The 24,731-nt window shown below is 67.1% G+C and carries 15 protein-coding genes; 8 read left to right on the forward strand and 7 right to left on the reverse strand.

All coding sequences use genetic code 11. The annotated features are described in order from the left end of the window. Positions 1-214 precede the first annotated feature (214 nt). Positions 215-3,682 (reverse strand): pyruvate carboxylase, encoded by a 3,468-nt coding sequence (pyc, locus tag MKI84_RS16275; RefSeq protein ID WP_241621283.1) that lies wholly within the window; start codon positions 3,680-3,682, stop codon positions 215-217. A 483-nt stretch (positions 3,683-4,165) separates the two neighbouring features. Here pyc and pyk point away from each other — a divergent pair, with 483 nt between their 5' ends. Beyond that, entirely contained in the window at positions 4,166-5,713 is a 1,548-nt protein-coding gene (gene pyk, locus MKI84_RS16280) for a pyruvate kinase (protein ID WP_241621285.1), read from the forward strand. Positions 5,714-5,813: 100 nt separating this feature from the next. Here pyk and MKI84_RS16285 read toward each other — a convergent pair whose 3' ends face one another. The 4 genes from MKI84_RS16285 to bcsN form a co-directional block, all read right to left on the reverse strand. Further along, positions 5,814-6,299, reverse strand: a complete 486-nt coding sequence (locus tag MKI84_RS16285; RefSeq protein WP_241621287.1) for a GNAT family N-acetyltransferase — start codon at positions 6,297-6,299, stop codon at positions 5,814-5,816. Positions 6,300-6,380: 81 nt separating this feature from the next. Continuing rightward, positions 6,381-7,589, reverse strand: coding sequence for a M23 family metallopeptidase (locus MKI84_RS16290; protein ID WP_281063242.1), 1,209 nt, complete (start codon positions 7,587-7,589; stop codon positions 6,381-6,383). A gap of 4 nt (positions 7,590-7,593) precedes the next feature. Beyond that, positions 7,594-10,026, reverse strand: a complete 2,433-nt coding sequence (locus MKI84_RS16295; RefSeq protein ID WP_241621451.1) for a transketolase — start codon at positions 10,024-10,026, stop codon at positions 7,594-7,596. A 213-nt stretch (positions 10,027-10,239) separates the two neighbouring features. Then, positions 10,240-11,310 carry a cellulose biosynthesis protein BcsN gene (bcsN, locus tag MKI84_RS16300; RefSeq protein ID WP_241621289.1) on the reverse strand — a complete coding sequence of 357 codons (1,071 nt, stop codon included), beginning with the start codon at positions 11,308-11,310 and terminating at the stop codon, positions 10,240-10,242. Positions 11,311-11,667: 357 nt separating this feature from the next. Here bcsN and bcsA point away from each other — a divergent pair, with 357 nt between their 5' ends. From bcsA to MKI84_RS16320, 4 genes are read left to right on the forward strand one after another with little or no spacing between them, the layout of a single operon-like run. Further along, positions 11,668-13,878 (forward strand): UDP-forming cellulose synthase catalytic subunit, encoded by a 2,211-nt coding sequence (bcsA, locus tag MKI84_RS16305; protein ID WP_241621291.1) that lies wholly within the window; start codon positions 11,668-11,670, stop codon positions 13,876-13,878. A 2-nt stretch (positions 13,879-13,880) separates the two neighbouring features. Further along, positions 13,881-16,682, forward strand: a complete 2,802-nt coding sequence (locus tag MKI84_RS16310) for a cellulose biosynthesis cyclic di-GMP-binding regulatory protein BcsB (RefSeq protein ID WP_241621293.1) — start codon at positions 13,881-13,883, stop codon at positions 16,680-16,682. Further along, complete coding sequence (locus MKI84_RS16315; protein WP_241621295.1) at positions 16,679-17,737, forward strand: family 8 glycosyl hydrolase; 1,059 nt, start codon at positions 16,679-16,681, stop codon at positions 17,735-17,737. Before MKI84_RS16310 ends, MKI84_RS16315 begins: the two co-directional genes overlap by 4 nt. 11 nt (positions 17,738-17,748) lie before the next feature. After that, a complete protein-coding gene (locus MKI84_RS16320; RefSeq protein WP_241621297.1) occupies positions 17,749-20,073 on the forward strand; it encodes a polyadenylate binding domain-containing protein in 2,325 nt (774 codons plus the stop codon). Here the strand turns inward: MKI84_RS16320 and MKI84_RS16325 are convergent. Beyond that, positions 20,067-20,492, reverse strand: a complete 426-nt coding sequence (locus tag MKI84_RS16325; RefSeq protein WP_241621299.1) for a winged helix-turn-helix transcriptional regulator — start codon at positions 20,490-20,492, stop codon at positions 20,067-20,069. The genes MKI84_RS16320 and MKI84_RS16325 overlap by 7 nt on opposite strands. A 166-nt stretch (positions 20,493-20,658) precedes the next feature. On the opposite strand from MKI84_RS16325, the gene MKI84_RS16330 reads away from it, so the two are divergent. After that, positions 20,659-21,513 carry an NAD(P)H-binding protein gene (locus MKI84_RS16330; RefSeq protein ID WP_241621301.1) on the forward strand — a complete coding sequence of 285 codons (855 nt, stop codon included), beginning with the start codon at positions 20,659-20,661 and terminating at the stop codon, positions 21,511-21,513. A gap of 31 nt (positions 21,514-21,544) precedes the next feature. Here MKI84_RS16330 and MKI84_RS16335 read toward each other — a convergent pair whose 3' ends face one another. After that, a complete protein-coding gene (locus MKI84_RS16335; protein WP_241621303.1) occupies positions 21,545-22,459 on the reverse strand; it encodes a LysR family transcriptional regulator in 915 nt (304 codons plus the stop codon). Between the two features lie 175 nt (positions 22,460-22,634). Here MKI84_RS16335 and MKI84_RS16340 point away from each other — a divergent pair, with 175 nt between their 5' ends. Beyond that, positions 22,635-23,816 (forward strand): MFS transporter, encoded by a 1,182-nt coding sequence (locus tag MKI84_RS16340; RefSeq protein WP_241621452.1) that lies wholly within the window; start codon positions 22,635-22,637, stop codon positions 23,814-23,816. A gap of 35 nt (positions 23,817-23,851) precedes the next feature. Beyond that, complete coding sequence (locus MKI84_RS16345) at positions 23,852-24,676, forward strand: aldo/keto reductase (RefSeq protein WP_241621305.1); 825 nt, start codon at positions 23,852-23,854, stop codon at positions 24,674-24,676. Positions 24,677-24,731: the final 55 nt, after the last annotated feature.

Here is a 24,731-nt window from a genome sequence, read left to right on the forward strand (position 1 = left end):
TCCGCGTCCGACACCCCAGACGCCAACCCCGCCCCCGACGCAACAACAACCTCAGAACCAAGACCAACAAAACGCTTGACCGTCTCAACCGAACCCGAAACCCGGGGCTCAACCAAAACGTCTTCGTGCAAAATACTCAGCTTCATTCGCCTTCCTCCCAAGAAGGTAATCGCAGGTTTCATCAGCTCCGCCATTCATTCCGGCGGATTGTCGTTCAGTCTTCCAGTATGATGAGAAGGTCCTTGGCATCGATGGAACTGCCGGGCGACACCAGTATCTCCTGCACCGTGCCCGCGCGAGGGGCGTGGATCGCCGTTTCCATCTTCATCGCCTCGATGGTCAACAGCACGTCACCGGCCTTGACCACCTGCCCGGTATGAGCGGCGAGCGAGGAGATGGTGCCGGGCATCGGCGCGGCGACGTGGAATTCGTTGCCCTCCTCCGCCTTGCGGCGGCCGGCGACCTTCGGCACCGCGTCGCGGTCCGCCACCACGATCATGCGCGGCTGGCCGTTGAGCTCGAAGAACACCTCGACCATGCCGTCGTCGCGGGTCTCGCCGATGGCGGTGAGCCGGACCATCAGCGCCTTGCCGCGCTCGATCTCGATCACGGTCTCGTCGCCCGGCTTCATGCCGTAGAAAAACACCGGCGTCGGCAGCGCCGAGACCGGACCGAATTTGGCGACCACGGGGGCGAAATCGGCGAACACCTTCGGGTACATCAGATAGGAGGCCAGTTCGCGGTCGCTCGCCTCGTGGCCGACCAGCTTCGACACCTCGGCCCGCTCGGCCTCCAGATCCGCATCCGGGATCAGCGAGCCATAACGCACCGTGATCGGCGCTTCGCCCTTCAGCGCCTTCTTCTGCAAGGCCTGCGGCCAGCCGCCGACCGGCTGCCCGTATTCGCCGTGCAGCATCGCGACCGCCGAGGCCGGGAAGGCAACGTCGCGGGCGGGATCGAGCACGTCGGCCGCGGTAAGACCCTGGCTCACCATCATCAATGCGAGGTCGCCCACCACCTTGGAGGAGGGCGTCACCTTGATGATGTCGCCGAACAGATCATTGGCGTCGCGATAGGCCTTGGCGACCTCGTGCCAGCGGCTCTCCAGACCCATGGAGCGCGCCTGCTCCTTGAGATTGGTGAACTGCCCGCCGGGCATCTCGTGGAGATAGACTTCGGAGGCCGGCCCCTTGAGGTCGCTCTCGAAGGCGGCGTATTGCGCGCGCACGCCTTCCCAATAGAAGGAAATGCGCCGGATCGCTTCCGGGTCGAGGCCGGTATCGCGCTCGGAGCCGCGCAGCGCCTCGACGATCGAGCCGAGGCAGGGCTGCGAGGTCATGCCGCTCATCGCGTCCATGGCGAGGTCCACCGCGTCCACCCCGGCCTCGACCGCCGCCAGCACCGAAGCCGCGGCGACACCGGAGGTGTCGTGGGTGTGGAAGTGGATCGGCAGCCCGACCTCTTCCTTCAGCGCCTTGAACAGCACCTTGGCGGCCGCCGGCTTGACGAGGCCGCCCATGTCCTTGAGGCCGAGAATGTGGACGCCGGTCTTCTCCAACTCCTTGGCCATGGAGACGTAGTATTTGAGATTGTACTTGGAGCGGTCCGGGTCCAGCAGGTCGCCGGCATAGCAGATCGCGCCTTCCACCAGCTTGCCGGTCTTCAGCGCCTCGTCGATCGAGATGCGCATGTTCTCGATCCAGTTGAGGCAGTCGAACACGCGGAAGATGTCCATGCCGGCATCCGCCGCCTGGCGGATGAAGAAGCGAACCACATTGTCGGGATAATTGGCATAGCCCACGCCATTGGCGCCGCGCACCAGCGTCTGGGTGAGCACGTTCGGCACATTGGCGCGGATCTTGGCGAGCAGTTCCCACGGGTCTTCCGACAGGAAGCGCATCGAGACGTCGAAGGCCGCGCCGCCCCAGCATTCCAGCGACAAGAGCTCGGGCAGGCCGCGCGCGTAAGAATCCGCGACCTTCGCGATGTCATAGGCGCGCATGCGGGTGGCGAGCAGCGACTGGTGGGCATCGCGCATCGTGGTGTCGGTGATCAGCACCCGCTTCTGCGCCAGCATCCAGTCGGCGAAGCCCTTGGGGCCGAGCTGTTCCAAAAGCTGCCGCGTGCCGGGGGCCGGCTCGTTGAGGAAGCTTGGGGGCTCGGGCACGCGGGCGGTGGCGGAGGGCTTCGCCCGCCCCTTCACCTCCGGGTGGCCGTTCACCGTCACGTCGGCGATCCAGGCGAGAAGCTTTGTCGCGCGGTCACGCCGGCCGCCGAAGTCGAACAGTTCGGGCGTGGTGTCGATGAAGCGCGTGGTGTAGCGGCACTGAGTAAAGTCCTCATGGGTGAGGACGTTCTCCAGGAACGGCAGATTGGTGGCGACGCCGCGGATGCGGTACTCGCGCAGCGCGCGGTACATGCGGGCGATCACTTCCTCGCCGGTCGGCGCCCAGGCGGTCACCTTCTCCAGCATCGGATCATAGAAGCGCGTCACCACCGCGCCGGAATAGGCGGTGCCGCCGTCAACGCGGATGCCGAAACCCATGGCGCCGCGATAGGCGGTGATGCGGCCATAGTCCGGGATGAAATTGTTCTCGGGATTTTCGGTGGTGATGCGGCACTGCATGGCATGGCCGTTCAGCGCGATGTCGCCCTGCTCCGGAATGCCGGTCTCCTCGACCTTGCCGATATGGCCGCCTTCGAGAATCTTGATCTGCGCCTTGATCAGGTCGAGGCCGGTGACGACCTCGGTCACGGTGTGCTCGACCTGGATGCGCGGGTTCACCTCGATGAAGTAATAGGCGCCGGTATCGGAATCCATCAGGAACTCGACCGTGCCGGCGCCGACATAATCGGTGGCCCGGCCGATGGCGAGCGCGGCGTCGGTCAGCCCCTTGCGGGTCGCCTCGTCGACATAAGGCGCCGGGGCGCGCTCGATGACCTTCTGGTTGCGGCGCTGGATCGAGCAGTCGCGCTCGAAGACATGGACCAGATTGCCGTAGGTATCGCCGAGAATCTGCACCTCGACATGGCGGGCGCGGCGCACCAGCTTTTCGAGATACACCTCGTCCTTGCCGAAGGCGGCCTTGGCCTCGCGCTTGGCGGTCATGACCGCGTCGAGCAGCTTGTCTTCGCTCTCGATGGGGCGCATGCCGCGCCCGCCGCCGCCCCAGCTCGCCTTGAGCATGACCGGATAGCCGACCTCGCGCGCGGCCTTGAGCACCGCCTCGGAATCGTCGGGCAGCGGCTCGGTGGCGGGCATGACCGGCACGCCCACGGAAATGGCGAGATTGCGCGCGGCGACCTTGTTGCCGAGCGTGCGCATGGTCTGCGGCGTCGGCCCGATGAACACGATGCCGGCCGCGGCACACGCCTCGGCGAATTCCGGGCTTTCCGACAGAAAGCCATAGCCGGGATGGATGGCGTCGACCTTCGCCTCTTTGGCGACGCGGATCACCTCGTCGATCGACAGATAGGCGTCGATCGGGCCGAGCGGCTTCGCCAGCCACGGCCCGCGCCCGACCTGATAGGCCTCGTCCGCCTTGAAACGGTGGAGGGAGAGCTTGTCCTCCTCGGCATAGATCGCGACGGTGGTGATGCCGAGTTCGGAGGCGGCCCGAAACACGCGGATGGCGATTTCGGAGCGATTGGCGACCAGCAGCTTCTTGATCGGTCGGGTCATGAGCGTGTCCTGGATGTGTCGGTGCCACGGGACGGGAACGTCAGCGACCTACATCCGAGCCAGCGGCTTCCGGCCGGCGAGCCAGGGCCACACCGGAGGCACGCGCCATTCGCGACCGGCGACCGGGGCCGCCGCATGCCGCATGTAGGAAGCCTCACCGATGCACGAGCCATGCCGTGGATACCGCACCTGTGCAAAATACCGCGCGCTCTTGATGGGCTAATTGGTATACAGAATTCTAAATACCAGCAAGCCCATTCCGGCGCCGGCGACGGCTCCCCGGCGGCGTGGTTAGCGCACTCTTGCCCGGCCGCGCCGCCCGAACATGAGCACTTGCGATAACCACCGCGCGCAAACGTGAATACTAATGTCGCCAAATCGACACGCTGCAATGCAAAACAACATCTGCGAGACACGGCCGCCGTTTTGGTTCATATCATCGAAGCAACATCAGAAACTGAATTCATAATCACGGAGGACTCCATGTACAGCAGGCGGGAACGCGCGACCAAGATCGTGGCGACCCTCGGGCCGGCCTCGTCCAGCCCGGAGAAGATCAAGGCCCTGTACGAGGCCGGCGTGGATGTCTTCCGGCTGAACTTCAGCCACGGAACGCAGGAAAACCACGGCCGGGTGATCGCCGATGTGCGCGCCCTTGAGAAGCAGGTCAGGCGCCCGATCGGCGTGCTCGCCGATCTTCAGGGCCCGAAGCTGCGTCTCGGCAAGTTTGTCGACGGCTCCATCAACGTGACTGCCGGCACCACGATCCGCTTCGACACCGACCCGACCCCGGGCGACGAGACGCGCGTGTCGATCCCGCACCCGGAAATCCTTGAAGCCCTGCATGAGGGCTCCACCGTCCTGCTCGACGACGGCAAGGTCCGCGTGAAGGTGGTCAAGAAGGGCGCGGGCTTCATCGAGGCCGCCATCATTGCCGGCACCAAGCTGTCCAACAACAAGGGCTTCAACGTTCCCGACGTGGTTCTCCCGGTCTCGGCGCTGACCGAAAAGGACCGCTCGGACCTCGCCTTCGCGCTCGACCAGGGCGTGGAGTGGATCGCGCTGTCCTTCGTGCAGCGCCCCGAGGACATCATCGAGGCCCGCGACCTGATCCAGGATCGCGCGCAGATCAACCTCAAGCTGGAAAAGCCGGCGGCGATCGACCACCTCACCCGCGTCATCGAACTGAGCGACAGCGTGATGTTCGCGCGCGGCGATCTCGGCGTCGAACTGTCGCTGCCGGAACTGCCGGCGCTGCAGAAGCGTGTGATCCGCGAGTGCCGCCGCCAGGGCAAGCCGGTGATCGTCGCCACCCAGATGCTGGAATCCATGATTTCCGCGCCGGTGCCGACCCGCGCCGAGGTCTCGGACGTCGCCAATGCCGTGTATGAGGGCGCGGACGCCGTCATGCTCTCGGCCGAAAGCGCCGCCGGCCAGTACCCGGTCGAGGCGGTAGCGATGATGGAGCAGATCATCAAGCACGTCGAACGTGATCCCGGCTACCGCAAGATCATCGATTCCCAGCGCCCCGAGGAAGGCCACAACGTCGCCAACGCGGTGACCCAGGCGGCCTATCAGGCGGCGAACGCCGTCGATGCGGCGGCGATCGTGACCTACACCCTGTCCGGCACCACCACGCTGCACGCCGCCCGCGAGCGGGCGCGCATCCCGATCGTGGGCATTGCCAGCCGCCTCGACACCGCCCGCCGGCTGGTGCTGTCCTACGGCGTCCATGTCGTCCATGCGCCCGAGGAAATCCACACCTTCGGCGAGATGGCCAACAAGGCGACGCAGGTGACGCTGGAGCACGGCTTCGCCCGCGAAGGCGACTGCATCGCCATCACCGCCGGCGTGCCGTTCGCAACGCCGGGCACCACGAACGTCCTGCGCCTCGTGACCATCGACAAGACCATGTTGGCCCGCCTGCCCTCGGGCGAGACGGTCGCCGAACGGCCGGTTCAGCGCGCGGCGGCCCGCGCCACCGGCGACGCGATGCTGCGCTCCCGCCCGGTGGAAGACCCGGCGGACTGACGTCGAACGACGTGATCACAGATGGAAAGGCCCTCTCCCGCGAGAGGGCCTTTTTCGTTTCGGGACAGCCCGCCCGGAGACCGGGCGCCCGGATGGCCGCTCAGGCCATCTCCATCGCCACGATCTCGATCGGCGCGCCGCCGACGCCATGGGAGAAAAACCCGGTGCCGACCACTTCAAAGCCGTGGCGCTGGTAGAATCCGGCCGCGTTCAGCGTGGATTCCACCCGGACCGGCCCTTCATGGTCGCGGCGCGCCTGCGCGATGCCGATCGCAAGCAGCCGGCTGCCGAGGCCGGCCCCGGCGGCCTTGGGGTGCAGGAACAGCCGGGTGACCTCGCCGGGCACCGCATCCACGAAACCGATCAACGCGCCATCCAGCTCGGCGACGGTGGTGGCGCCCCGGCCGATCAGCACCTCGTAATAATCCGCGTCGCGCCGGCCCATCCAACCGGCGATCTGCTCGGGGGAATAATGCTGGGTCGACAAGCCTTTGACCGACAACCAGGTGATGTCGAACAGCGCCTGACCGTCGCCGGAGCGTGCCGGGCGCAGGACGATGCGGTCAGAATCAAGATGTGCGGTCATGGGCTCGACTCGGCTGGTCACTGTGATCACAGAGACTAGCCGACTTCCGGGCCCGGCGGAAAGAGGTGACGCCGCCACCGCCTACTCGAAATCCACCACCTGATCGTTCAGCGGCAGCATGTCGGTCATCGGGCCGACGAGGCGGGGCTCGATGCGGGCCGGCTTGCCTCTCTCCAGTTCGTCTTCACTGCCCGGCGCCAGCGTGCCCTGCCCGGAAAAACGGGTGAAGACATAGGGCAGGCCGTTGGCGTTGAGCGGTGACGTACCGTCCATCACATGGAAGTGTAGGTGCGGCGCGGTGGAATTGCCGGTGTTGCCGAGCAGGCCGATCACATCGCCGGTCTTCACCCGATCGCCGAGGCCGACTTTCAGGCTTCCGCGCTGCAGATGGGCATAGAAGGCATAGGCCCCGCCGCCAATGTCGATGACCACCATGTTGCCGCCGATATTGGCCGGCGTGATCCCCGTCGGCTTGGCGTCCGGGCCCGGCACCTGCTCATCCGCCCCATCATAGACATTCACCACCACGCCGTCGGCCGCCGCGAGGATCGGATCGCCGTAATAGGCATAATCGGTCACCTTCGTGCCATCGCCGGTGAAGAGATGGCCATCGTCCCGCAGCTTCACCCAGTCGATGGCGAAGCGCTCCGGCGCGACCTGACGGCCATTGATGGCCAGGATCGCCCCGCGATGGGCGGTGAGTGCGTCGCAGCAGCCGCTGACCGCGACCCAGCCCTTGCCGCGCAGCGGCGGCGCCACCACAACGGCCGGGCGCCCGGGCACCACAGGCGCGCCGGTGAAGGTGTAGACGGCCGGCGCGGGGCCCTCCGAATGATCGGGCACCAGCGTGCCGTTCGCGTCCTTTAGCCGGCTTGCGGTGATGCGGGCGGAGAGCTGCGCGGGAAGCACGGCATCTGCCGCCAGGCTGACATCAAGCAGCACCGTGGCCGAGCCGCCGGGCGCAATGGCGCCGTCCCTGCCGGCATGGAACAGCGTCATCGCCGCCAGATCCTTGCCCGACAGCGCCGACAGCACCGTGCCCGCAGGATCGACGCTCTCCAGCGTGTCGAGGCGGATAAACCAGGCGCTGGCATTGCTCACCGCCAGCTCATAGGCCAGATGCACCCGCCCGTCGGCCCCGCGAACGGGATTGGGCGCGCTCAAGGGGCTGACCGCGATCGACGACAGCACCTCGTCAGGCTTCAGCGACTGGGCCGCTGCCGGCAGCGCCAGCAGCATGGCGAGGACCGCCGCGCCGCCAAGCGTGGCGAACCTCGATCGAGCGGTCATGGCGTCAGCCCTCCAGTGCCCGCAGATAACGGATGGGCTTGCCGGGCGCCACCGATTGCGCGGCGGCGACGATGGCGTTGGCGTCGATGCCGTGATGGCGGTAGAGGTCGGCGATCGAGCCGGTCTGGCCGAAATGCTCGACGCCGAGCGCGCGGGTGCGATGGCCCGCGACCGAGCCGAGCCAGCTCAGCGTCGCGGGATGGCCGTCGAGCACGGTGACCAGCGAACAGTTCTGCGGCACCTGCGCCAGCAGCCGCTCGACATGGCTGCGCGCCTTGACGAGGCCGCGCTCGCGGGCACGCGCCGATGCGTTCCAGCCGGCATTGAGCCGGTCCGCGGAGGTGACGGCCAGCAGGCCGACATCCTTGCGATCCTCGGCCATCAGCCCGACCGCCTCGATCGCCTCGGGCGCCACCACGCCGGTATAGACCACGACCACTTCGGCATTCGGTCCCGGCCGGCGCACCCAGTAGCCGCCCTCGATGATGTCGCGCTCCAGCTCCGGGGCGATCTCGCGCGCCGGCTGGGCCAGCGTGCGGGTCGACAGCCGCAGATAGACCGAGCCGCCGATCTCGTCACGCAGCCAGCTCTGCTCCTCGGCCTCCACGGCCGGCAGCGGCACGCCCTCGCGCTGGAGATAGTCGAAGGCCCAGCGCAGGATGACCGACAATTCGTCGACATAGGCCGGCTCGAAGGCGGCGAGGCCGTCCTGCGCCATGCCGATCAGCGGCGTGCCGATCGACTGGTGCGCGCCGCCTTCCGGCGCCAGGGTCAGCCCGGAGGGCGTCGCCACCAGAATGAAACGTGCGTCCTGGTAGCAGGCATAGTTCAGCGCATCGAGGCCGCGCTGGATAAACGGGTCGTACAGCGTGCCGACCGGGATCAGCCGCGCGCCGAACAGCGACTGCGACAGGCCGAGCGCGGACAGCAGGATGAACAGGTTCATCTCGGCGATGCCGAGCTCCATGTGCTGGCCGCGCGGCGAAGCGGTCCAGTCGAAGGTGGAGGGGATGCGCTCGGCGCGGAACAGGTCGGCCACCTCCTGCTGGGCGAACACGCCGCGCCGGTTCACCCACCCGCCGAGATTGGTGGAGACCGTCACGTCCGGCGAGGTGGTGACGATACGGTCCGCGAGCGGCCCACCCTGCTTGCCGAGCTCCGCCATGATCAGGCCGAAGCCCTGCTGGGTGGACAGTTCCGGCTGCTTGGGCAGCGCCAGCGTCGAAGGCACCGGCAGGCGCGCATCCTCGAAGCGGCGCGTGCCCAGCGCGTTGAACGGGACCTCGCGCAGGAAGCGCTCCAGCTCCGCCGGCGGCACGTCGAGCCCCTCGAACGGGTCCCACTCATGGCCGTGGCGCACCCCCATGGACGCGCGGAAGCCCTCCATCTGCGCCGGCGTCATCAGGCCGGCATGGTTGTCCTTGTGGCCGGCGAGCGGCAGGCCATAGCCCTTGATGGTGTAGGTGATGAACAGCACCGGCCGGTCATGGTCGATGCCCGAGAACGCCTGCGTGAGCGTCGGCAGGTCATGGCCGCCCAGATTGGTCATCAGCGCCGAGAGTTCCGCGTCGGAGCGCTTGTCGATCAGCGCGGTGAGCGGGCCCTGGTCGCCGAGATCATCGTTGAGGCGCTTGCGCCAGGCCGCGCCGCCCTGGAAGGTCAACGCGGAATAGAGCTGGTTGGGCGCGCGGTCGATCCAGTCGCGCAGCTTTTCGCCGCCGGGCTCGGCGAAGGCTTCCATCAGCCGGGCGCCATATTTCAGCGTCACCACCTCCCAGCCAAAGGCGCGGAACAGCGCCTCCAGCCGCGCCGGCAGGCCCTCGCGGATCACCGCGTCGAGGCTCTGGCGGTTATAGTCGAGGATCCACCAGCAATTGCGCAGGCCCTGCTTCCAGCCTTCCAGCAGCGCCTCGTAGATATTGCCCTCGTCCATCTCGGCATCGCCGACCAGCGCGATCATCCGCCCGTCGAGCTGGCGCTCGCCGAATTTGTGGGCGCGCACATAGTCCTGCACCAGGCTGGCGAACAGCGTCTGCGCCACGCCGAGGCCGACCGACCCGGTGGAGAAGTCCACGTCGTCAATGTCCTTGGTGCGCGAGGGATAGGACTGCGCGCCCTTGTAGCCGCGATAATTCTCCAGCTTCTCCCGCGTCTGGTGACCGAGCAGATACTGGATGGCGTGGAAGATGGGCGAGGCATGGGGCTTCACCGCGACGCGGTCCTGCGGGCGCAGCACCGAAAAATACAACGCGGTCAGGATCGTGGACAGCGAGGCCGAGGAGGCTTGATGGCCACCGACTTTCAATCCGTCGGCATTGGCGCGCACATGGTTGGCGTGGTGGATGGTCCAGGCCGAAAGCCAGGACACCTTGCGCTCCAGCGCGCCGAGCAGCCGGAACGCGGCGGGTTCGGCACCGGCGCGGTTCGGGGCAGGCATATCGTGGCGGCGATTCTCGCTCATACCGGTCGTCTCCTCCTGGGTAGGGGGAGCATGTCGCCGGTTGGGGTCGTTCGGCAAGGCACTCTTGGTATGAGGACAGAAATGTGACCTCGGCCGCAGCGGGAGCGCCCGCGCATCCGGTGACGGGGGCGCGGCTTGTCCGGCGATCGGGAGGGCCGCTCGACACGCGCCCGGCGGCGGGCGCGTGGTTCAGTTGGCGGTCGAGGGGTAGCTCGACGCGCCCGGCACCAGTCGCACCGGAGCGCCGGTCGACGGCGTGGGCGACTGGCCGGAGGGCAGGCCCGGCAGCGTCGGGGGGACGCTGAAGGGCGAACTCTGGCCGGGCGTGGTCACGCTGCGCGAGGGCGCGGGATCGACGACCACGCCGGCCGGCGGCGTGCCGCGCACCACGGTCGGCGTGGCGCCGGGCGCGAGCTGGGTGGACACGGCCGGCCCGGGCACCTGCGGATAACCCTCGACCGGATAGAGCGGGCTCTCCTGTCCCTGCGGCTGCTGGTAATACGGCTCGGTATAGACCTGCTCCGGCTGCGCCACCGGCGTGCCATAGCGGCGGGCGCGCGGCGGCGCACTGCGCCGGGGCGCGGGGGCCACGGCGGCGCGCGGCTCCGGTCCGAGCCAGCCATCGAGCACCGTGCCGTCGCCCTGCAGGCCGGACGGATAGGCCAGCGGCCCGCCGACCCTGCCGATGCCCTCGGGTTCGCCGAGCGGGCGGCCATAGGGCTGCCAGCCCTTCGGCAGGAAATAGGCATTGATGGAGAAGCGATACATCACGCGCAGCAGATCCTGCTCGCTCGCCCCGACCTGACACAGGCGGAGGCGCAGCGCGATGATGCCGCGATCGCGCATCAGCAAGTAGAGCGGAACCTGCGACTGGATGCGCTGCCACGCATACATGCACAATTCGCCCGAGCCGCCGATGCCCATGGCGTAGTTGAACGGCCCGTAGCGGTTCTGCACGAAGTAGTTCGAGACATGCATCGAGACGCCGGGCATGCGCTCGGTCATCTCGTCATCGATGACCTCTTCGTTCAGCCAGTCGTCGGCACGCAGGTTCTCGCTGCCGGTACGTTCCTTCACCGGCCCGAAGAACACGACGTGGAAGGCGTTCTGGCCGCGCGCATAGGAATTGGTTTCGAGCGCGATTTCCTGCTCGACTGCATTATAATAGCGCGTCTCCAGCACCGCGAGCACGCGCGGCGCGGCTCCAGGCTCCGGCAGCACGATAGCGTCGGAGAGCGGAACCTCGACAGTGGAGGTCATGACCTTGATATTCGTGCCGTACCATGGATAGGGAGAGCAACCCGCTGCGAGCAAGGCAACGGAAACAGCCAGACCCCCCCACAAAGGCGCGCGCGTGTTCCGTTGTCTCATGACCTCGTCTAAATGTTTGGGCCGACGACACGGCGAAGACCCACCCCCCGACCGCACGTATAAAAAATCAGCAGGTGAACCCCGCCGAATCACCTGCCTGTTCGGGACTTTAGCCTGAGGTGTCACAGGTTGGAATCTACGATTGGCGATAGAGTTTGCGTTTAGATAGATTTCCTCAACCTCTAGTCATTAAGACACTCAGAACTGGAACGATCAGCGCGAGCTGAAACCGGACTTGGAGCGACGATGCGCACTGCATGGGTTACCGGCTTGTGGGCGATAGCCTCGATCGTGGTGGTGCTGTTGATCACCCTTCCGATCAGCCTGCAGGCACACCTGATCGCCGGCTGCATCGTCGTGTGCGCGATCGTCCTGCTGAAGACTTTCGGACCGCCCGTCGGCGTGTTCCGCATGATCGCGCTCGCGCTCGGCACCGCCGTCGTGCTGCGCTACGTCTACTGGCGCACCACCAGCACCATTCCGCCGATCAGCCAGATCGAGGACTTCATTCCTGGCTTCATGCTCTACCTCGCTGAAATGTATAGCGTTTTCATGCTATTCCTCAGCCTGTTCGTGGTGTCCTCGCCGATGCCGATACGATCGGCGCCGCCGATCCCGGCCGATGACACCCCGACCGTGGACGTGTTCATCCCGACCTATAACGAGCCCAAGGACCTGCTGATCACCACCGTGGCGGCGGCCAAGGGCATGGACTACCCGGCCGACAAGCTCACCATCTGGCTGCTGGACGACGGCGGCACCGACCAGAAATGCGAGCAGAACGACCCCGGCAAGGCGCTGGAGGCACAGACCCGGCGGCGGGAGCTTCAGCAGCTCTGCGCGGATTTCGGCGTCAATTATCTCACGCGCGCGCGCAACGAGCACGCCAAGGCCGGCAATCTCAACAACGGCCTCGAACATTCCACCAGCGACCTGGTGGTGGTGTTCGACGCCGACCATGTTCCCGCCCGCACCTTCCTGCAGGAAACGGTCGGCTATTTCTGCGAGATGGACAATCTGTTCCTGGTGCAGACGCCGCACTTCTTCATCAATCCCGACCCGCTCGAACGCAACATCGACACCTTCGCCTACATGCAGTCCGAGAACGAGATGTTCTACGGCATCATCCAGCGCGGCCTGGACAAGTGGGACGCGGCGTTCTTCTGCGGCTCGGCGGCGGTGCTCAGCCGCAAGGCGCTCAAGGAAACCGACGGCTTCAGCGGCATCACCATCACCGAGGATTGCGAGACCGCGCTCGGCCTGCACGCCAAGGGCTGGCACTCGGTCTATGTCGAGAAGCCGCTGATCGCCGGCCTGCAGCCCGACAGCTTCGCCAGCTTCATCGGCCAGCGCTCGCGCTGGGCGCAGGGCATGATGCAGATCCTGCGCTTCCACTTCCCGCCCTTCAAGCGCGGCCTGAAGCTGGAGCAGCGCCTGAGCTACTGTTCCTCCGTGCTGTTCTGGCTGTTTCCCTATGCGCGCCTGATGTTCCTGGTCTCGCCGCTGTTCTACCTGTTCTTCGGCCTCGAAATCTTCAACGCCTCCGGCGCAGAGTTCATGGCCTACACCACGACCTACATGCTGGTGAACCTGCTCATCCAGAACTACCTCTATGGCAAGTATCGCTGGCCATGGGTGTCGGAACTCTACGAGTATATCCAGTCGATCTACCTGTTCCCGGCGCTGCTCGCCGTGATCGCGAACCCGCACAAGCCGACCTTCAACGTGACGGCGAAGGGCGAAAACATGGGCGAGAGCCGGGTGTCGGAGATCGGGCGGCCGTTCTTCATCATCTACGGCATCCTCATCCTCGGCGTGGTGGTGACAGTCTACCGCCTGCTGACCGAGCCCTACAATGCCGACGTCATCATCGTGGTCGGCTGCTGGAACCTGCTCAACATCCTGTTCATCGGCTGCGCGCTCGGCGTGGTGTCGGAGCGCGCCAATCGCCGCCGCACCCACCGCGTGAATCTGCTGCGCCGCTGCGAGATCATCATCAACGGGCTGATCTATCCCTCGATGCTGGAAGACGGCTCGGTCGGCGGCGCGCGCATCCGCGTGAACCCCAATCTCGGCCTGCCGGAAATCGAGCGCGGCATGCACGCCCTGCTGCGCTTCGTCCCGGAAGCCTCCGACATCACCATCGACACGCTGCCCATGGCGGTGCGCAACGTGGAACGCGACGATGCCGGCCTGGTGCTGGGCTGCGAGTTCCAGCCCGAGGCGCCCATGCATCACCGGCTGGTCGCGGACCTGATCTTCGCCAATGCCGATGAATGGAAGAAATTCCAGGACGCCCGACGCGTGAACCCCGGCGTGCTGCTCGGCACCATCCGCTTCGTGCGCATGGCGATCTACCACACGTTCCGTGGCCTGTCCTACATGTTGCAGCTCCACAATGTATGGCGGAGCCGGCGCCGGAGCGCCGCGCTCACCCCGGCCAAACGCGGATCATGACCATGCGCGCTCTTTCCTCGATCGCCGCGATCGGGCTGGCGATCCTGTCCGTCCCGTCCCTGTCGCTCGGTCCGGCCATCGCCCAGCAGGGCATTTCCGCCGGCCAGGGCACGGGGTCGCTGTTTCAGATGACGCCGCCCCTCCCCGGCGGCTCGTCCAGCACCCCCGCGCCCAGCTCCGGGACCTCGATCTCGACCTCGACCGGAGCCGCCGCGACGCCGGCCCCCCTCGAGCCCGCGAGCCCGACCGCGCGGCCCTCGACGGCCGGCACCTATAATTACGTGCCGGCGACCTCCTCGCCGGGCACGGCGGCCAATCCGCCGACCACCACGGTGCGCGCGCCTGAGGCTCCGGTGACCGGGCTGACCCCGTCGTCCCCGCAGATGGCGCAGACCCAGGCGCCCGCCCCCGCCGTCAGCGGCGGCACATCCGGCGCCCCGGCGGCGAGCGACAGCGCCGGCAGCCCGCCGGCGGCGGCCTCGAATGTCGATCCGTTCCAGATGCGCCCGGGCCAGCCGGCCCCGCGCGCCGCCATCCGGCCGGTCGACACCACGCCGCGCCCGCCGAGCCGGCCCGACCGATTCATCATTCCCCAGCAGCGGATGATCTTCGCCGGCGAAATCTCGTCGCGCTCCTGGACCATCTTCATGTCCGAGGACGAGGCGCAGCGCGCCAGCGGCTTCCTGCTGAGCTACCTGAACTCGGTTCTGGTGATGCCGGAGACCTCGCGCATCCGCGTCACCATCAACGGCCAGACCATCGTGGAATCGCCACTCGCCTCCTCGCAGGAGCCCGCCAGGTTGCAGGTACCGATGCGCCGCGGGACGCTGAGGGCCGGGGCGAACCTGATCCGCGTCGACGTGGTCCAGCGCCACCGCACCGATTGCGCGGTCACCGCGACCTATGAGCTGTGGACCGAGATCAACAATGAGGGCAGCGGCATCACCTTCGACGGCGGCGCGCCGGCCCTGGTCGGCGGGCTCGACAGCCTGCCGGCGGTGGGCTTCGACGAGAAGGGCGTGACCACGATTCGTGTTGTCACGCCGGGTCCGATCGAGGGCGGTGGCTCCTCGCGCGTGCTGCGCGTGGTGCAGGGCCTGTCGGTGCGTGGCCTCTTCCCCAATCCCTCCGTCGTCATCGCCGACGGCACGCCCGGCACGGCGCCTCCGGGCACGCTGACCGTGGTGGTCGGCTCGGCTTCCGAACTGCCGCGCCTCATGGCCTCGGTGCCGGCGGAAGCCCGCCAGCGTCCGATCACCAGCTTCGTCAAGGATGAGCGCCTCGGCGCCCCCACCTTGCTGATCTCCGGCCCGAGCGCTTCGGATGTCGACCGCGCCATCGACCGGTTGAACAATGTCTCGATCGAGCAGACCGACGCGGTGAACACCTCGACCCGGTGGTCGCCCAACGCGCCGCTGTTCACCGGCGCGCGCACGGTGCGCTTCTCCGATCTCGGCATTCCCACGCAGGAATTCTCCGGCCGCCGTTTCCGCGCCGAGTTCCAGATCGCGCTCCCGCCGGACTTCTTCGCCGAAGCCTATGGCAATGCCTCGCTGTTCCTTGACGCCGCCTTCACCGGCGTGGTGCGCCAGGGCAGCCATGTCGACCTCTATGTGAACCAGCAGATCGCCTCCAACCTGCCGATCACCAAGCGCGGCGGCGGGCTGTTCGAGCACCAGCGCATGCAGGTGCCGCTCCGCAATTTCCGGCCCGGCATCAACCGGCTGTTCCTGGAAGTGATCCTCGACACGGAATCGGATGCGCGCTGCCTGCCCGGCGCCACGCTGCCGGCGGACAACCGCTTCGTGCTGTTCGATTCCAGCGAGTTCTCGATGGACAACTTCGCCCGGATCGGCCGCGTGCCGAATCTCGCGGCGCTCACCGCCGATGCCTTCCCCTACAGCCTCGACGGCAGCCCGGTCGCGGTGGTGCTCGCCCGGCCGGACTCGGCCACGCTCTCGGCCGCCGCCACGCTGATGTCGCGCCTCGCGCTCTCCAACGGCGCGCCGCTGCCGATGGACGCCTCCCCGGCCTCGGTGACGCTCGGCGAGCGCAACGCGATCTTCGTCGGCGGCATCGACCAGATTTCCAGCGCCGTGCTGGAACAGGTCGGCATTTCCGAATCCACCCGCGCCAACTGGGTGGTCTCGGTCGGCGACGAGGCCTCGGGCGATACGTCCAGCGAGAATTACGACAACGTGCTGGCCGGCTTCCGCAGCCGCCAGAGCACGGCCGCGCAGTTGAGCGTGCCGAGCGAGCATCCCAACCTTGCCAACACCCCGGAGGTGTACGACCGCTGGCGCGACAGCGTGCAGGGCAAGGGCGGGCTTTATGCGATTGCGGAGGGCTTCGAGGGCTGGCTGCAGCGCACCTTCTCGATCGGCTTCGAATCGCTGCGCATCCAGGAAGGCCGGCGCACGCTCTACGAACCGCCCCCGCGCACCTCGGTGCTGATGGCCCAGGGCAACAGCACCAATGGCGAGAGCACATGGACGCTGGTCGCCGGCCGCACGGCCGAGACGCTGGCCGCCGCCATGCCGCGCTTCACCTCCGACAATGTGTGGAACCGCATCGGCGGGCAGACGGTCGCCTATCAGTCCTCCAGCGGCGAAGTGGAACGGCGCGACATCGCGTCATTCCGGCTCATCATCACGCAGCCGCTCGGCTTCTCCAATGTGCGCATGATCGCGGCCAACTGGTTCTCGACCAATATCGTGCCCTACGCCCTGATCCTGATGATCACCGGCATGGTCCTCGGCATCGCCACCACTTTCCTGCTCCACCGACTCGGGCGCCCCACATGAAGTTGAACCTGCTGGCCAGCCTTTTTCTATTGCTCGCATGCGGGATACTTCCAGTGAAAGCGCAGAACTCCACGACGCCGGTCCCCCCGGAGGCGTGGGAGGCGTACAAGGCGGCCTTCGTCGACCAGACCGGACGGGTCATCGACACCGCCAATGGCAGCATCAGCCATAGCGAAAGCCAAGGTTATGGCATGTTGCTGGCTTTTTTAGCTGGCGACCGAGGTGGTTTCGAGCGTATTTGGAGCTTCACGCGCACTGAATTACTGATTCGCGACGATGGGCTGGTGGCATGGCGTTGGGATCCGAATTCGACGCCTCATGTGACAGACGTCAACGCTGCGAGCGATGGCGATCTGTTGATATCCTATGCTCTGGCGCGGGCCGGCCGCGCCTGGGGGCATCAGCCTTATCTGGACAGCGCACAGAAGATCGCGCGCGCGATCGGCAAAGCACTGGTGATACGCGACGGAAACCGCCTCATCTTGCTTCCCGGCGTCACCGGCTTTTCTGTCAGGGACCGCAAAGACGGCCCTATACTGAATCTATCCTACTGGATCTTCGAGACATTTCCGGTGATGGCGCAGCTTGCGCCGGAAACCGACTGGCCGACCTTGAGCAATACCGGGCTGGAACTTCTGCGGCAGGCACAGCTTGGCCCGGCAAAGCTTCAGCCGGACTGGATTTCGGCACCGGCTGGGGGGTCGGTGGTGGCGGCGGAGGGCTTCCCCGCCGTGTTTGGTTACAATTCGTTAAGGATATCTCTTTACCTTTTGCGGGCAGGGATAAGAGACACGGAGATACTGGAATCGTACCGCCGGAGCTGGTTGGTCGAGAATGGGGGCAGCCCCGCGATCGTCGACATCGCCACCGGAAAGGTCTTGGAGCAACTCACCGATCCGGGATACCGGATGCTCGGTGCGTCGCTCGCATGCGCGCTGGATTCAGCGCCGATTCCCGTGGATCTGCGACGGTTTGAGCCCACGCTCTATTACCCGTCGACGTTGTTCTTGTTGAGTTGGGCACTGGTAGCGGAGAGATATCCGAGATGTCTTTGAAGAGAGCCGCTTTGCTGGTCTTGCTCGGGGGCGCCGTCGTTCCCGCGATTGCTCAGCAAATCGATCTCCCCGGCAGCTCCGGCACCACTCCCGCCACAGGTTCCAACGCCGCGACCCGCGCGGCCCGCGCCAAGGTCGACGAAACCGCTCTTCGCTATTTCGCCTCCCAGGGCGACACCCGCCGCCTTGAGGCCGAAATCGGCCGCCTGCGCGCGCTCTATCCCGACTGGTCCCCTCCCGCCGATCTGTTCGGTCCGCAGACCGACACCGAGCTGGAGCACATGTGGAAGCTCTACACGGACGGCAAGTACAGCGACGTGCGCAGCGCCATCGCCGCGCGGCAGGCCGCCGACCCGTCCTGGGACCCACCGGCCGACCTGATCGCCCGGCTCGACGAATCGGAAACCCGTCGCCGGCTCATCAATGCGTCCGACGCCAGCCAGTGGTCGACCGTGCTGCGGCTCGCCACGGACACACCGGCCGTGCTGACCTGCCAGAATATCGACCTGCTGTGGCGGGTGGCCGAGGCCTTCGCCAAGACCGAGCAGATGACGCGCTCGATCGATGCCTTCACCTACATCCTGACCAATTGCAACGACACCAATGAGCGCCTGGCCACCCTGCAGAAGGCCATGCCGCTGTTGAACGACGACCAGCTCAAGGGCCTGCTGGCGCTGGAGCGCAAGGATGCCGAGGGCAAGCCGGAATTCGCCTCGCTGCGCGACGAACTGATCCGCCGCCGCATGGGCGCCGCTGCGGCGAACCCGGAATTCACGGTTCCCGACGACGACATCAAGCGGATGGAGGCCCTCTCCAAGCAATCCGATGCGCCGGGCGATCCGCTGCTGCTGGGCTGGTACCTGTTCCGCCATGACGAGGCGGCGCGTTCGCTCGAATGGTTCAAGCTGGCGCTCGACCGCAAGGGCGGACCCAAGTCTGCCGAAGGTTACGTGCTGGCGCTGAACTTCCTCGGCCGCGCGCTCGAGGCCGAGCCGATCGCCTATGAGTGGAAGGATTCGGCGCCCGAGAACAACAAGGCCTATCTCGACGTCGTCATCAGCCTGCTGACCGCCGACCCGCCGCCGGTGCTGGACGAGATCGTGCTCAGCCGCTTCTCGCCCGTGGTGGTGCGTGACAAATACGTGCCCGGCGCGCAGGGCCTGGGCTGGTACGCCTACAATACCGGGCAGATCCCGACCGCGCAGGCCTGGTTCCAGACCGCGCTGCAGTGGGACCCCAATGACGAGCCGTCCGCCTATGGCCTGGCGCTGACCTATTGGCGCACGCAGGACATGGCCCGCCTCAACACCATCGTGCAGACCTGGGGCCCCCGCTCCGAGCGCATCGTGGCGCTGGTGGACCCGGTGGTGCGGGCGCGGCTCGAGGCGCAGAACCTGCCGAACATGGCGCTCGGCTCGTTCACCGATCCGCTGGTGGCCGCCGCTGCCCGCCTGACGCCGCCGCCGATGAACACGCTGGGCGTGATGACGCCGGTGCAGCCGGCCGCGCGCGGCTATGTCCGCACGCCCACGCCGCAATATCTCACCCCGGCCCCGGGCGTGAACCCGCTGGTCGCCCCCGGCACCGCCGTCGGCCCGATGTCCTATGCACCGACGGCCCAGCCGCAGATGGCGGCGCAGCCCTTCGTCCAGACCCCCGGCCTCGCCAATCAGGGCTTCGTGCCGGTGCCGACCGCCGCGAACCAGCCGGTCCAGCGCTCCTATGCCGCTCCGGCGGTGACTCCGGTCGAGTATCGGCAGGAAGTCGCCGCTCCCGCGCCACGCCGGCGCGCGGCGACCCCGCGTCGCGCCTCCTCATCAGCCTCTGCGGCTTCCTCGGGCGGCGGCGGTTCGGCCGGCTCGGCGGTGGCGCGCGGCTGGCGGCTGATGGACCTTAACCGTCCGATCGAAGCGGTGCGCGAGTTCGACTACGCCATCAAATACGGCTCGGCCAAGGATGCCGAGGATGCCGCCTACGGCAAGTCCCTGGCCTATATGCGCAAGGGCATGACCAATGCGGCACAGATCGCCTCGCTGGAAGCGCCGCAGAATCCGCGCCGCTCCATGCAGCTCACCGGCGACCTGCTCGCCCAGCAGGCCCTGGTCGCCTACAAGGACGAGCGCTATGTCGAGGCGCTCATCGCGCTCGACGAGCGCAGCCGCATCGCGCCTGAGCAGCAGGACCTGATGATGCTGCGCGCGTGGTCCTACTACAACATCAACGACATCCAGTCGGCGAACCGCATCTTCAAGGCACTCGCCGCGCAGGGCAATATGGACGCCCAGCAGGGCGTGAACGCCGTCATCGGTCGCAACCGCCGTCTCGGCTATTACTGAGCCGGCGTCACGTCTGCCGCGCGCGCGCTTTCCGGCGGCGCGGCGCCCGCCTCCTGCGCAGTCGCATAGCGCCGCCGCGCGGCTTTTACCGCCTCATGATGCCCGTTCGCCCAGGCGATGAGCCCGCGCAGCGGCACGATCAACGAACGGCCGAGATCGGTCAGCTCATAATCCACGCGCGGCGGGATGGTCGGATAGACGGTGCGCAGGACGAGACCGTCCGCCTCCAGATGCCGCAGCGTCTGCGCCAGCATGCGCTGGGATATGTCCGGGATCGCCCGGCGCAGCACGCTGAAGCGCCGCGTGCCGCCCTCCAGCTCGCTCAGCACCAGAACCGTCCAGCGGTCGCCGATCCGGTCCAGCACGTCGCGGATCGGGCACAGCTCCTGCAGCTCATATGTCGCGCGATCGACCAGCATCGCCTCTCCCTTTCTCACGCGTGACGGCGTGTGCCGGTTACTCCCGGCATACCGAGGCACTTCAAAAACCCTTCTTGCGCGCTCGGTTACGATTTGCATCTTACTCTCATAAAGTAACCGGCGACAGTCTCTTCCACCGCTGCCGCCCTGACATGGGACGCATGCAATGATCGTCATCACCGCCGCCAGCGGCAAGCTGGGCGCCGCCCTCGCCGACAAGCTCGCCGCGCGCGGCCTCGCCACGCAGGTCCGCCTTGCCGTCCGCTCCCCGGAAAAGCTCGCAGCGCGCACGGAGCAGGGCTTCGAGGTCGTCGCCGCCGATTACGAGGATGCCGGCAGCCTGAAGGCCGCCTTCGCCGGCGCCGACGTCGCTCTGCTCATCTCCGGCGTGGGCCCGAACGAGGTCCGCATCCGCCAGCACCACAACGCCATCGAGGCCGCCAGGGCCGCCGGCGTGACGCGCCTCGTCTACACCAGCGCCACCAACCCGGTCGCCGCCAGCCGGTTCGACTGGGCGGCCGCCCATGAGGCGACCGAGGCGGAATTGAGGGCGTCCGGTCTCGCCTGGACCATCCTGCGCGACAATTCATACTTCGCGAACAACGACCCGCTGTTCGCCGATGCGGTGAAGAACGGCGTTCTGCCCTTCCCCGGCATCGAGGCCAAGGTCGCCTATGTCAGCCACGACGATGTGGCTGACGCGCTGGTCGCCGCCGTCACCGGCACTGGCTATGACAACAAGATCTATGAGATTGCCGGTTCGGCGGCCTATAGCGCGGTCGACCTCGCGGCCCTGCTCACCGAACTGACCGGCCGCAGGGTGGACGCGCTCGACGTGCCGGTGAAAGCGTTCGAGGACCAGTTCCTCGCCATGGGCCTGCCGGACTGGGTGGCCAGCGGCGTCGCCAGCTTCTATGCCGCGCTCGGCGCCGGCGAATATGCGCAGGTCTCCGGCGATGTGGAGCGGCTCGCCGGCCGCCCCTCGACCCCGGCCCGCGCCTATCTCAAGGCATTCGCCTGACAAGCAGCCCGGTCCTCAACGTATCTAACCCTCACATGGGGCCGGGCTGCTTTCCGATCCGCGCCGCGAGGAAATCCACGAAGGCGCGAATGCGCCCGGCGAGATAGTCATGGCCGACGAATACCGCGTGCAGCAGTTCGATGTCGCCGCCGTTGAACTCCTCCAGCACCGGCACCAGCGTCCCCTCCGCTATGTCGTCTTCCGCGACATAGCGGGCGATGCGCGCGAGGCCGAGGCCGTCCAGCGCCAGCCGGCGCACCATGGAGCCGCTATTGCCTTCGAGATTGCCTGACACCGACAATGCGTAGCTCGCGCCGGTCGCCGGTTCGATGAATGGCCAGTCGTCCATGGCGCGGCGGAAATTGAAGCGCAGGCAGTTGTGCCGGGCGAGGTCGTGAGGGGATGTCGGCGTGCCACGACGGGTGAGGTAGTCCGGCGAGGCGACGATGACGCGCCGGCTCTCCAGGATCTTGCGCGCCTTGAGCGTTGAATCGCGCATCGGCCCCGCCCGCAGCGCGATGTCCGCCCGCTCGGCCACGAGGTTGATCACCTCGTCGGTCAGCGACAGGTCGAGCTCGATTTCGGGATAGAGCGCGAGGAAGTCGGGGATCAACGGCACCAGGCAGCGCTCGCCGAAACCCACTGTCGCGCTCACCCGCAGCTTGCCGCGCGGGGTTGCGGCGGCGCCAGCGGTGATGAAGCGCTCGGCCTCCTCGATCTCCCCGAGAATGCGCCGCGCCCGCCCGACATAAGCCTCGCCTTCGGGGGTGAGTACGATGGCGCGGGTGGAGCGCATCAGCAGCCGCGCACCAAGGCGCTCCTCCAGCCGCGCGATCAGCTTGCTCACCGCAGAGGGGGAGAGGCCGAGCCGCCGGCCCGCCGCCGAGAAACTGCCCCGGTCCGCCGCTTCCACCAGCACCTGCATTTCGCCCGCGCGATTGTCCATGGCGCCCTTGCCCCCGCGATCTGTGAAATCAATTCACAATCATTGGTCCACCAAGGCGGCTTATCGCGCAAGCCGGCGCCGCGCATATTCGCCTCAACCCAATCAACCTCATTGTGACGCCGGGCCTGAGAAGGCCGACGGCGCGCGGAGAATCCTTGCCATGTCGCCAACCCGGATGCCTGCGGCGCTGTTCGCGCTGACCATCGCCGCCTATGCCATCGGCACCACCGAATTCGTCATTGTCGGCCTGCTGCCCACCGTGGCGGCGGACCGTCACATCACCCTGCCGCTCGCCGGCCTCATCGTGAGCGTCTATGCGCTCGGCGTCACCTTCGGCGCGCCGGTGCTGACCGCGCTCACCGGGAAGATCGAGCGCAAGCCGCTGCTGCTCGGACTGATGGCGCTGTTCGTCGTCGGCAACGCCGCCGCCGCGCTCAGCCCGTCCTATGAGACGCTGCTGGTGGCGCGCGTGCTCTCCGCCTTTGCCCATGGCGTGTTCTTCTCGGTCGGTGCCACCATCGCCGCCGACCTCGTTGCGCCGGACAAGCGCGCCTCGGCGATCGCGCTGATGTTCATGGGGCTGACGGTCGCCATCGTCACCGGCGTGCCGCTCGGCACCTTCATCGGGCAGAGCTTCGGCTGGCGTGCCACCTTCTGGGCGGTGTCGGGGCTGGGCGTCATCGCCTTCCTCGCCATCGCCGCGCTGCTGCCCTCGAACCTCACCCGCGCCGCCCCGGCCCGGCTGATCGACCAGGTTCGCGTGCTGGGCTCGGGCCGGCTGCTCATCGTGTTCGCCATGACCGCGCTCGGCTATGGCGGCACCTTCGTCGCCTTCACCTATCTCGCCTCGATCCTCGAACACGTCACCGGCTTCGCCGCCTCCAGCGTCAGCCTGATACTGGTGCTGTACGGCCTCGCCATCGCGGCGGGCAACCTGATCGGCGGGCGCATCGCCGACCGCGATCCGGTCCGCGCGCTCACCGTGCTGTTCGCGCTCCAGGCGCTGGTGCTCGCCCTTTTCAGCGTCACCGCGATCTCGCCGGGCTGGACGCTCGCCACCCTCGCCGCGCTCGGCTTCCTGTCCTTCGCCAATGTGCCGGGGCTGCAGATTTATGTGGTCGAGCTGGCGAAGAAGCACCGGCCGGGCGCGGTGGATGTCGCCTCGGCGCTCAACATCGCCGCGTTCAATCTCGGCATCGCGCTCGGCGCTTGGATCGGCGGGCTGGTCGTCGCCTCCCCGCTGGGCCTGATCGCCACACCGGCTATCGGTGCCGTGCTGGTTGCCGGCGCGCTCGGGCTCACCATCTGGAGCGGCGTGCTCGACCGCCGCGCCGCCCCCGCGCTGAGCCCCGCGTGATCCCTCCGCCCAACTATTTTTTCAAGGAGCCTTTCATGGACCACATCGTCACCGCCAATGGCGCCCGCATTCCCGCGCTCGGCTTCGGCACCTTCCGCGTCTCCGGACCGGACACGCGGCGCATCGTGCCGGCGGCGCTCAAGGCCGGCTTCCGGCACATCGACACCGCGCAGATCTACGGCAACGAGGCCGAAGTCGGCGAGGGGATCGAGGCGTCCGGCGTGAAGCGCGCCGATATCTTTCTCACCACCAAGGTGTGGGTCGACAAATACGGCCATGACGCGCTGATCGCCTCGGTCGATGAGAGCCTGACGAAACTGCGCACCGATTATGTCGACCTGCTGCTGCTGCACTGGCCGGCAGGTGCCGCACTCGCCGAGCCGGTCGCGGCGCTGAACGAGGTTGTGCGTGCCGGCAAGGTGCGCCACATCGGCGTCAGCAATTTCTCCACCGCGCTGATGGCGGAGGCGGCAAGCTTGAGCGCGGCGCCGCTGGTCACCAATCAGGTCGAGTACCACCCCTATCTCGACCAGAGCCGCGTGATATCGGCCGCCCGCGCCGCCGGCATGTCGGTTACCGCCTATTACGCCATGGCCGACGGCCGGGTGTTCGACGAGCCGGTGCTGAAGGAGATCGCGGCCGCCCATGGCCGCAGCGTCGCGCAGGTCGTGCTGCGCTGGGTCGTGCAGCAGGAGGGAGTGGTCGCGCTGTCCAAGACGGTGAGCGAGGCCCGCGTCACTGAGAACGCCGCGATCTTTGACTTTGAGCTGACCGCCGGCGAGATGGCGGCGATCCATGGGCTGGCACGACCGGATGGCCGCATCGTCAACCCGGCGGGCCTTGCCCCGACCTGGGATTGATCATCGGCCGCCTTTCCTTCCCGCAAGGGGCACGATCGCCATCAATTTCTGATCT

Source organism: Ancylobacter gelatini, assembly GCF_022601675.1.
Lineage (GTDB): Bacteria > Pseudomonadota > Alphaproteobacteria > Rhizobiales > Xanthobacteraceae > Ancylobacter > Ancylobacter gelatini.

What these genes read in the sequence shown, in the direction of transcription:
- pyc (WP_241621283.1), bottom strand. Translation starts at nt 3,682, where the DNA reads ATGACCCGACCGATCAAGAAGCTGCTGGTCGCCAATCGCTCCGAAATC.
- MKI84_RS16290 (WP_281063242.1), bottom strand. Translation starts at nt 7,589, where the DNA reads ATGACCGCTCGATCGAGGTTCGCCACGCTTGGCGGCGCGGCGGTCCTC.
- bcsN (WP_241621289.1), bottom strand. Translation starts at nt 11,310, where the DNA reads ATGACCTCCACTGTCGAGGTTCCGCTCTCCGACGCTATCGTGCTGCCG.
- MKI84_RS16310 (WP_241621293.1), top strand. Translation starts at nt 13,881, where the DNA reads ATGCGCGCTCTTTCCTCGATCGCCGCGATCGGGCTGGCGATCCTGTCC.
- bcsA (WP_241621291.1), top strand. Translation starts at nt 11,668, where the DNA reads ATGCGCACTGCATGGGTTACCGGCTTGTGGGCGATAGCCTCGATCGTG.
- MKI84_RS16335 (WP_241621303.1), bottom strand. Translation starts at nt 22,459, where the DNA reads ATGGACAATCGCGCGGGCGAAATGCAGGTGCTGGTGGAAGCGGCGGAC.
- MKI84_RS16295 (WP_241621451.1), bottom strand. Translation starts at nt 10,026, where the DNA reads ATGCCTGCCCCGAACCGCGCCGGTGCCGAACCCGCCGCGTTCCGGCTG.
- MKI84_RS16315 (WP_241621295.1), top strand. Translation starts at nt 16,679, where the DNA reads ATGAAGTTGAACCTGCTGGCCAGCCTTTTTCTATTGCTCGCATGCGGG.
- MKI84_RS16285 (WP_241621287.1), bottom strand. Translation starts at nt 6,299, where the DNA reads ATGACCGCACATCTTGATTCTGACCGCATCGTCCTGCGCCCGGCACGC.
- pyk (WP_241621285.1), top strand. Translation starts at nt 4,166, where the DNA reads ATGTACAGCAGGCGGGAACGCGCGACCAAGATCGTGGCGACCCTCGGG.
- MKI84_RS16345 (WP_241621305.1), top strand. Translation starts at nt 23,852, where the DNA reads ATGGACCACATCGTCACCGCCAATGGCGCCCGCATTCCCGCGCTCGGC.
- MKI84_RS16340 (WP_241621452.1), top strand. Translation starts at nt 22,635, where the DNA reads ATGCCTGCGGCGCTGTTCGCGCTGACCATCGCCGCCTATGCCATCGGC.
- MKI84_RS16330 (WP_241621301.1), top strand. Translation starts at nt 20,659, where the DNA reads ATGATCGTCATCACCGCCGCCAGCGGCAAGCTGGGCGCCGCCCTCGCC.
- MKI84_RS16325 (WP_241621299.1), bottom strand. Translation starts at nt 20,492, where the DNA reads ATGCTGGTCGATCGCGCGACATATGAGCTGCAGGAGCTGTGCCCGATC.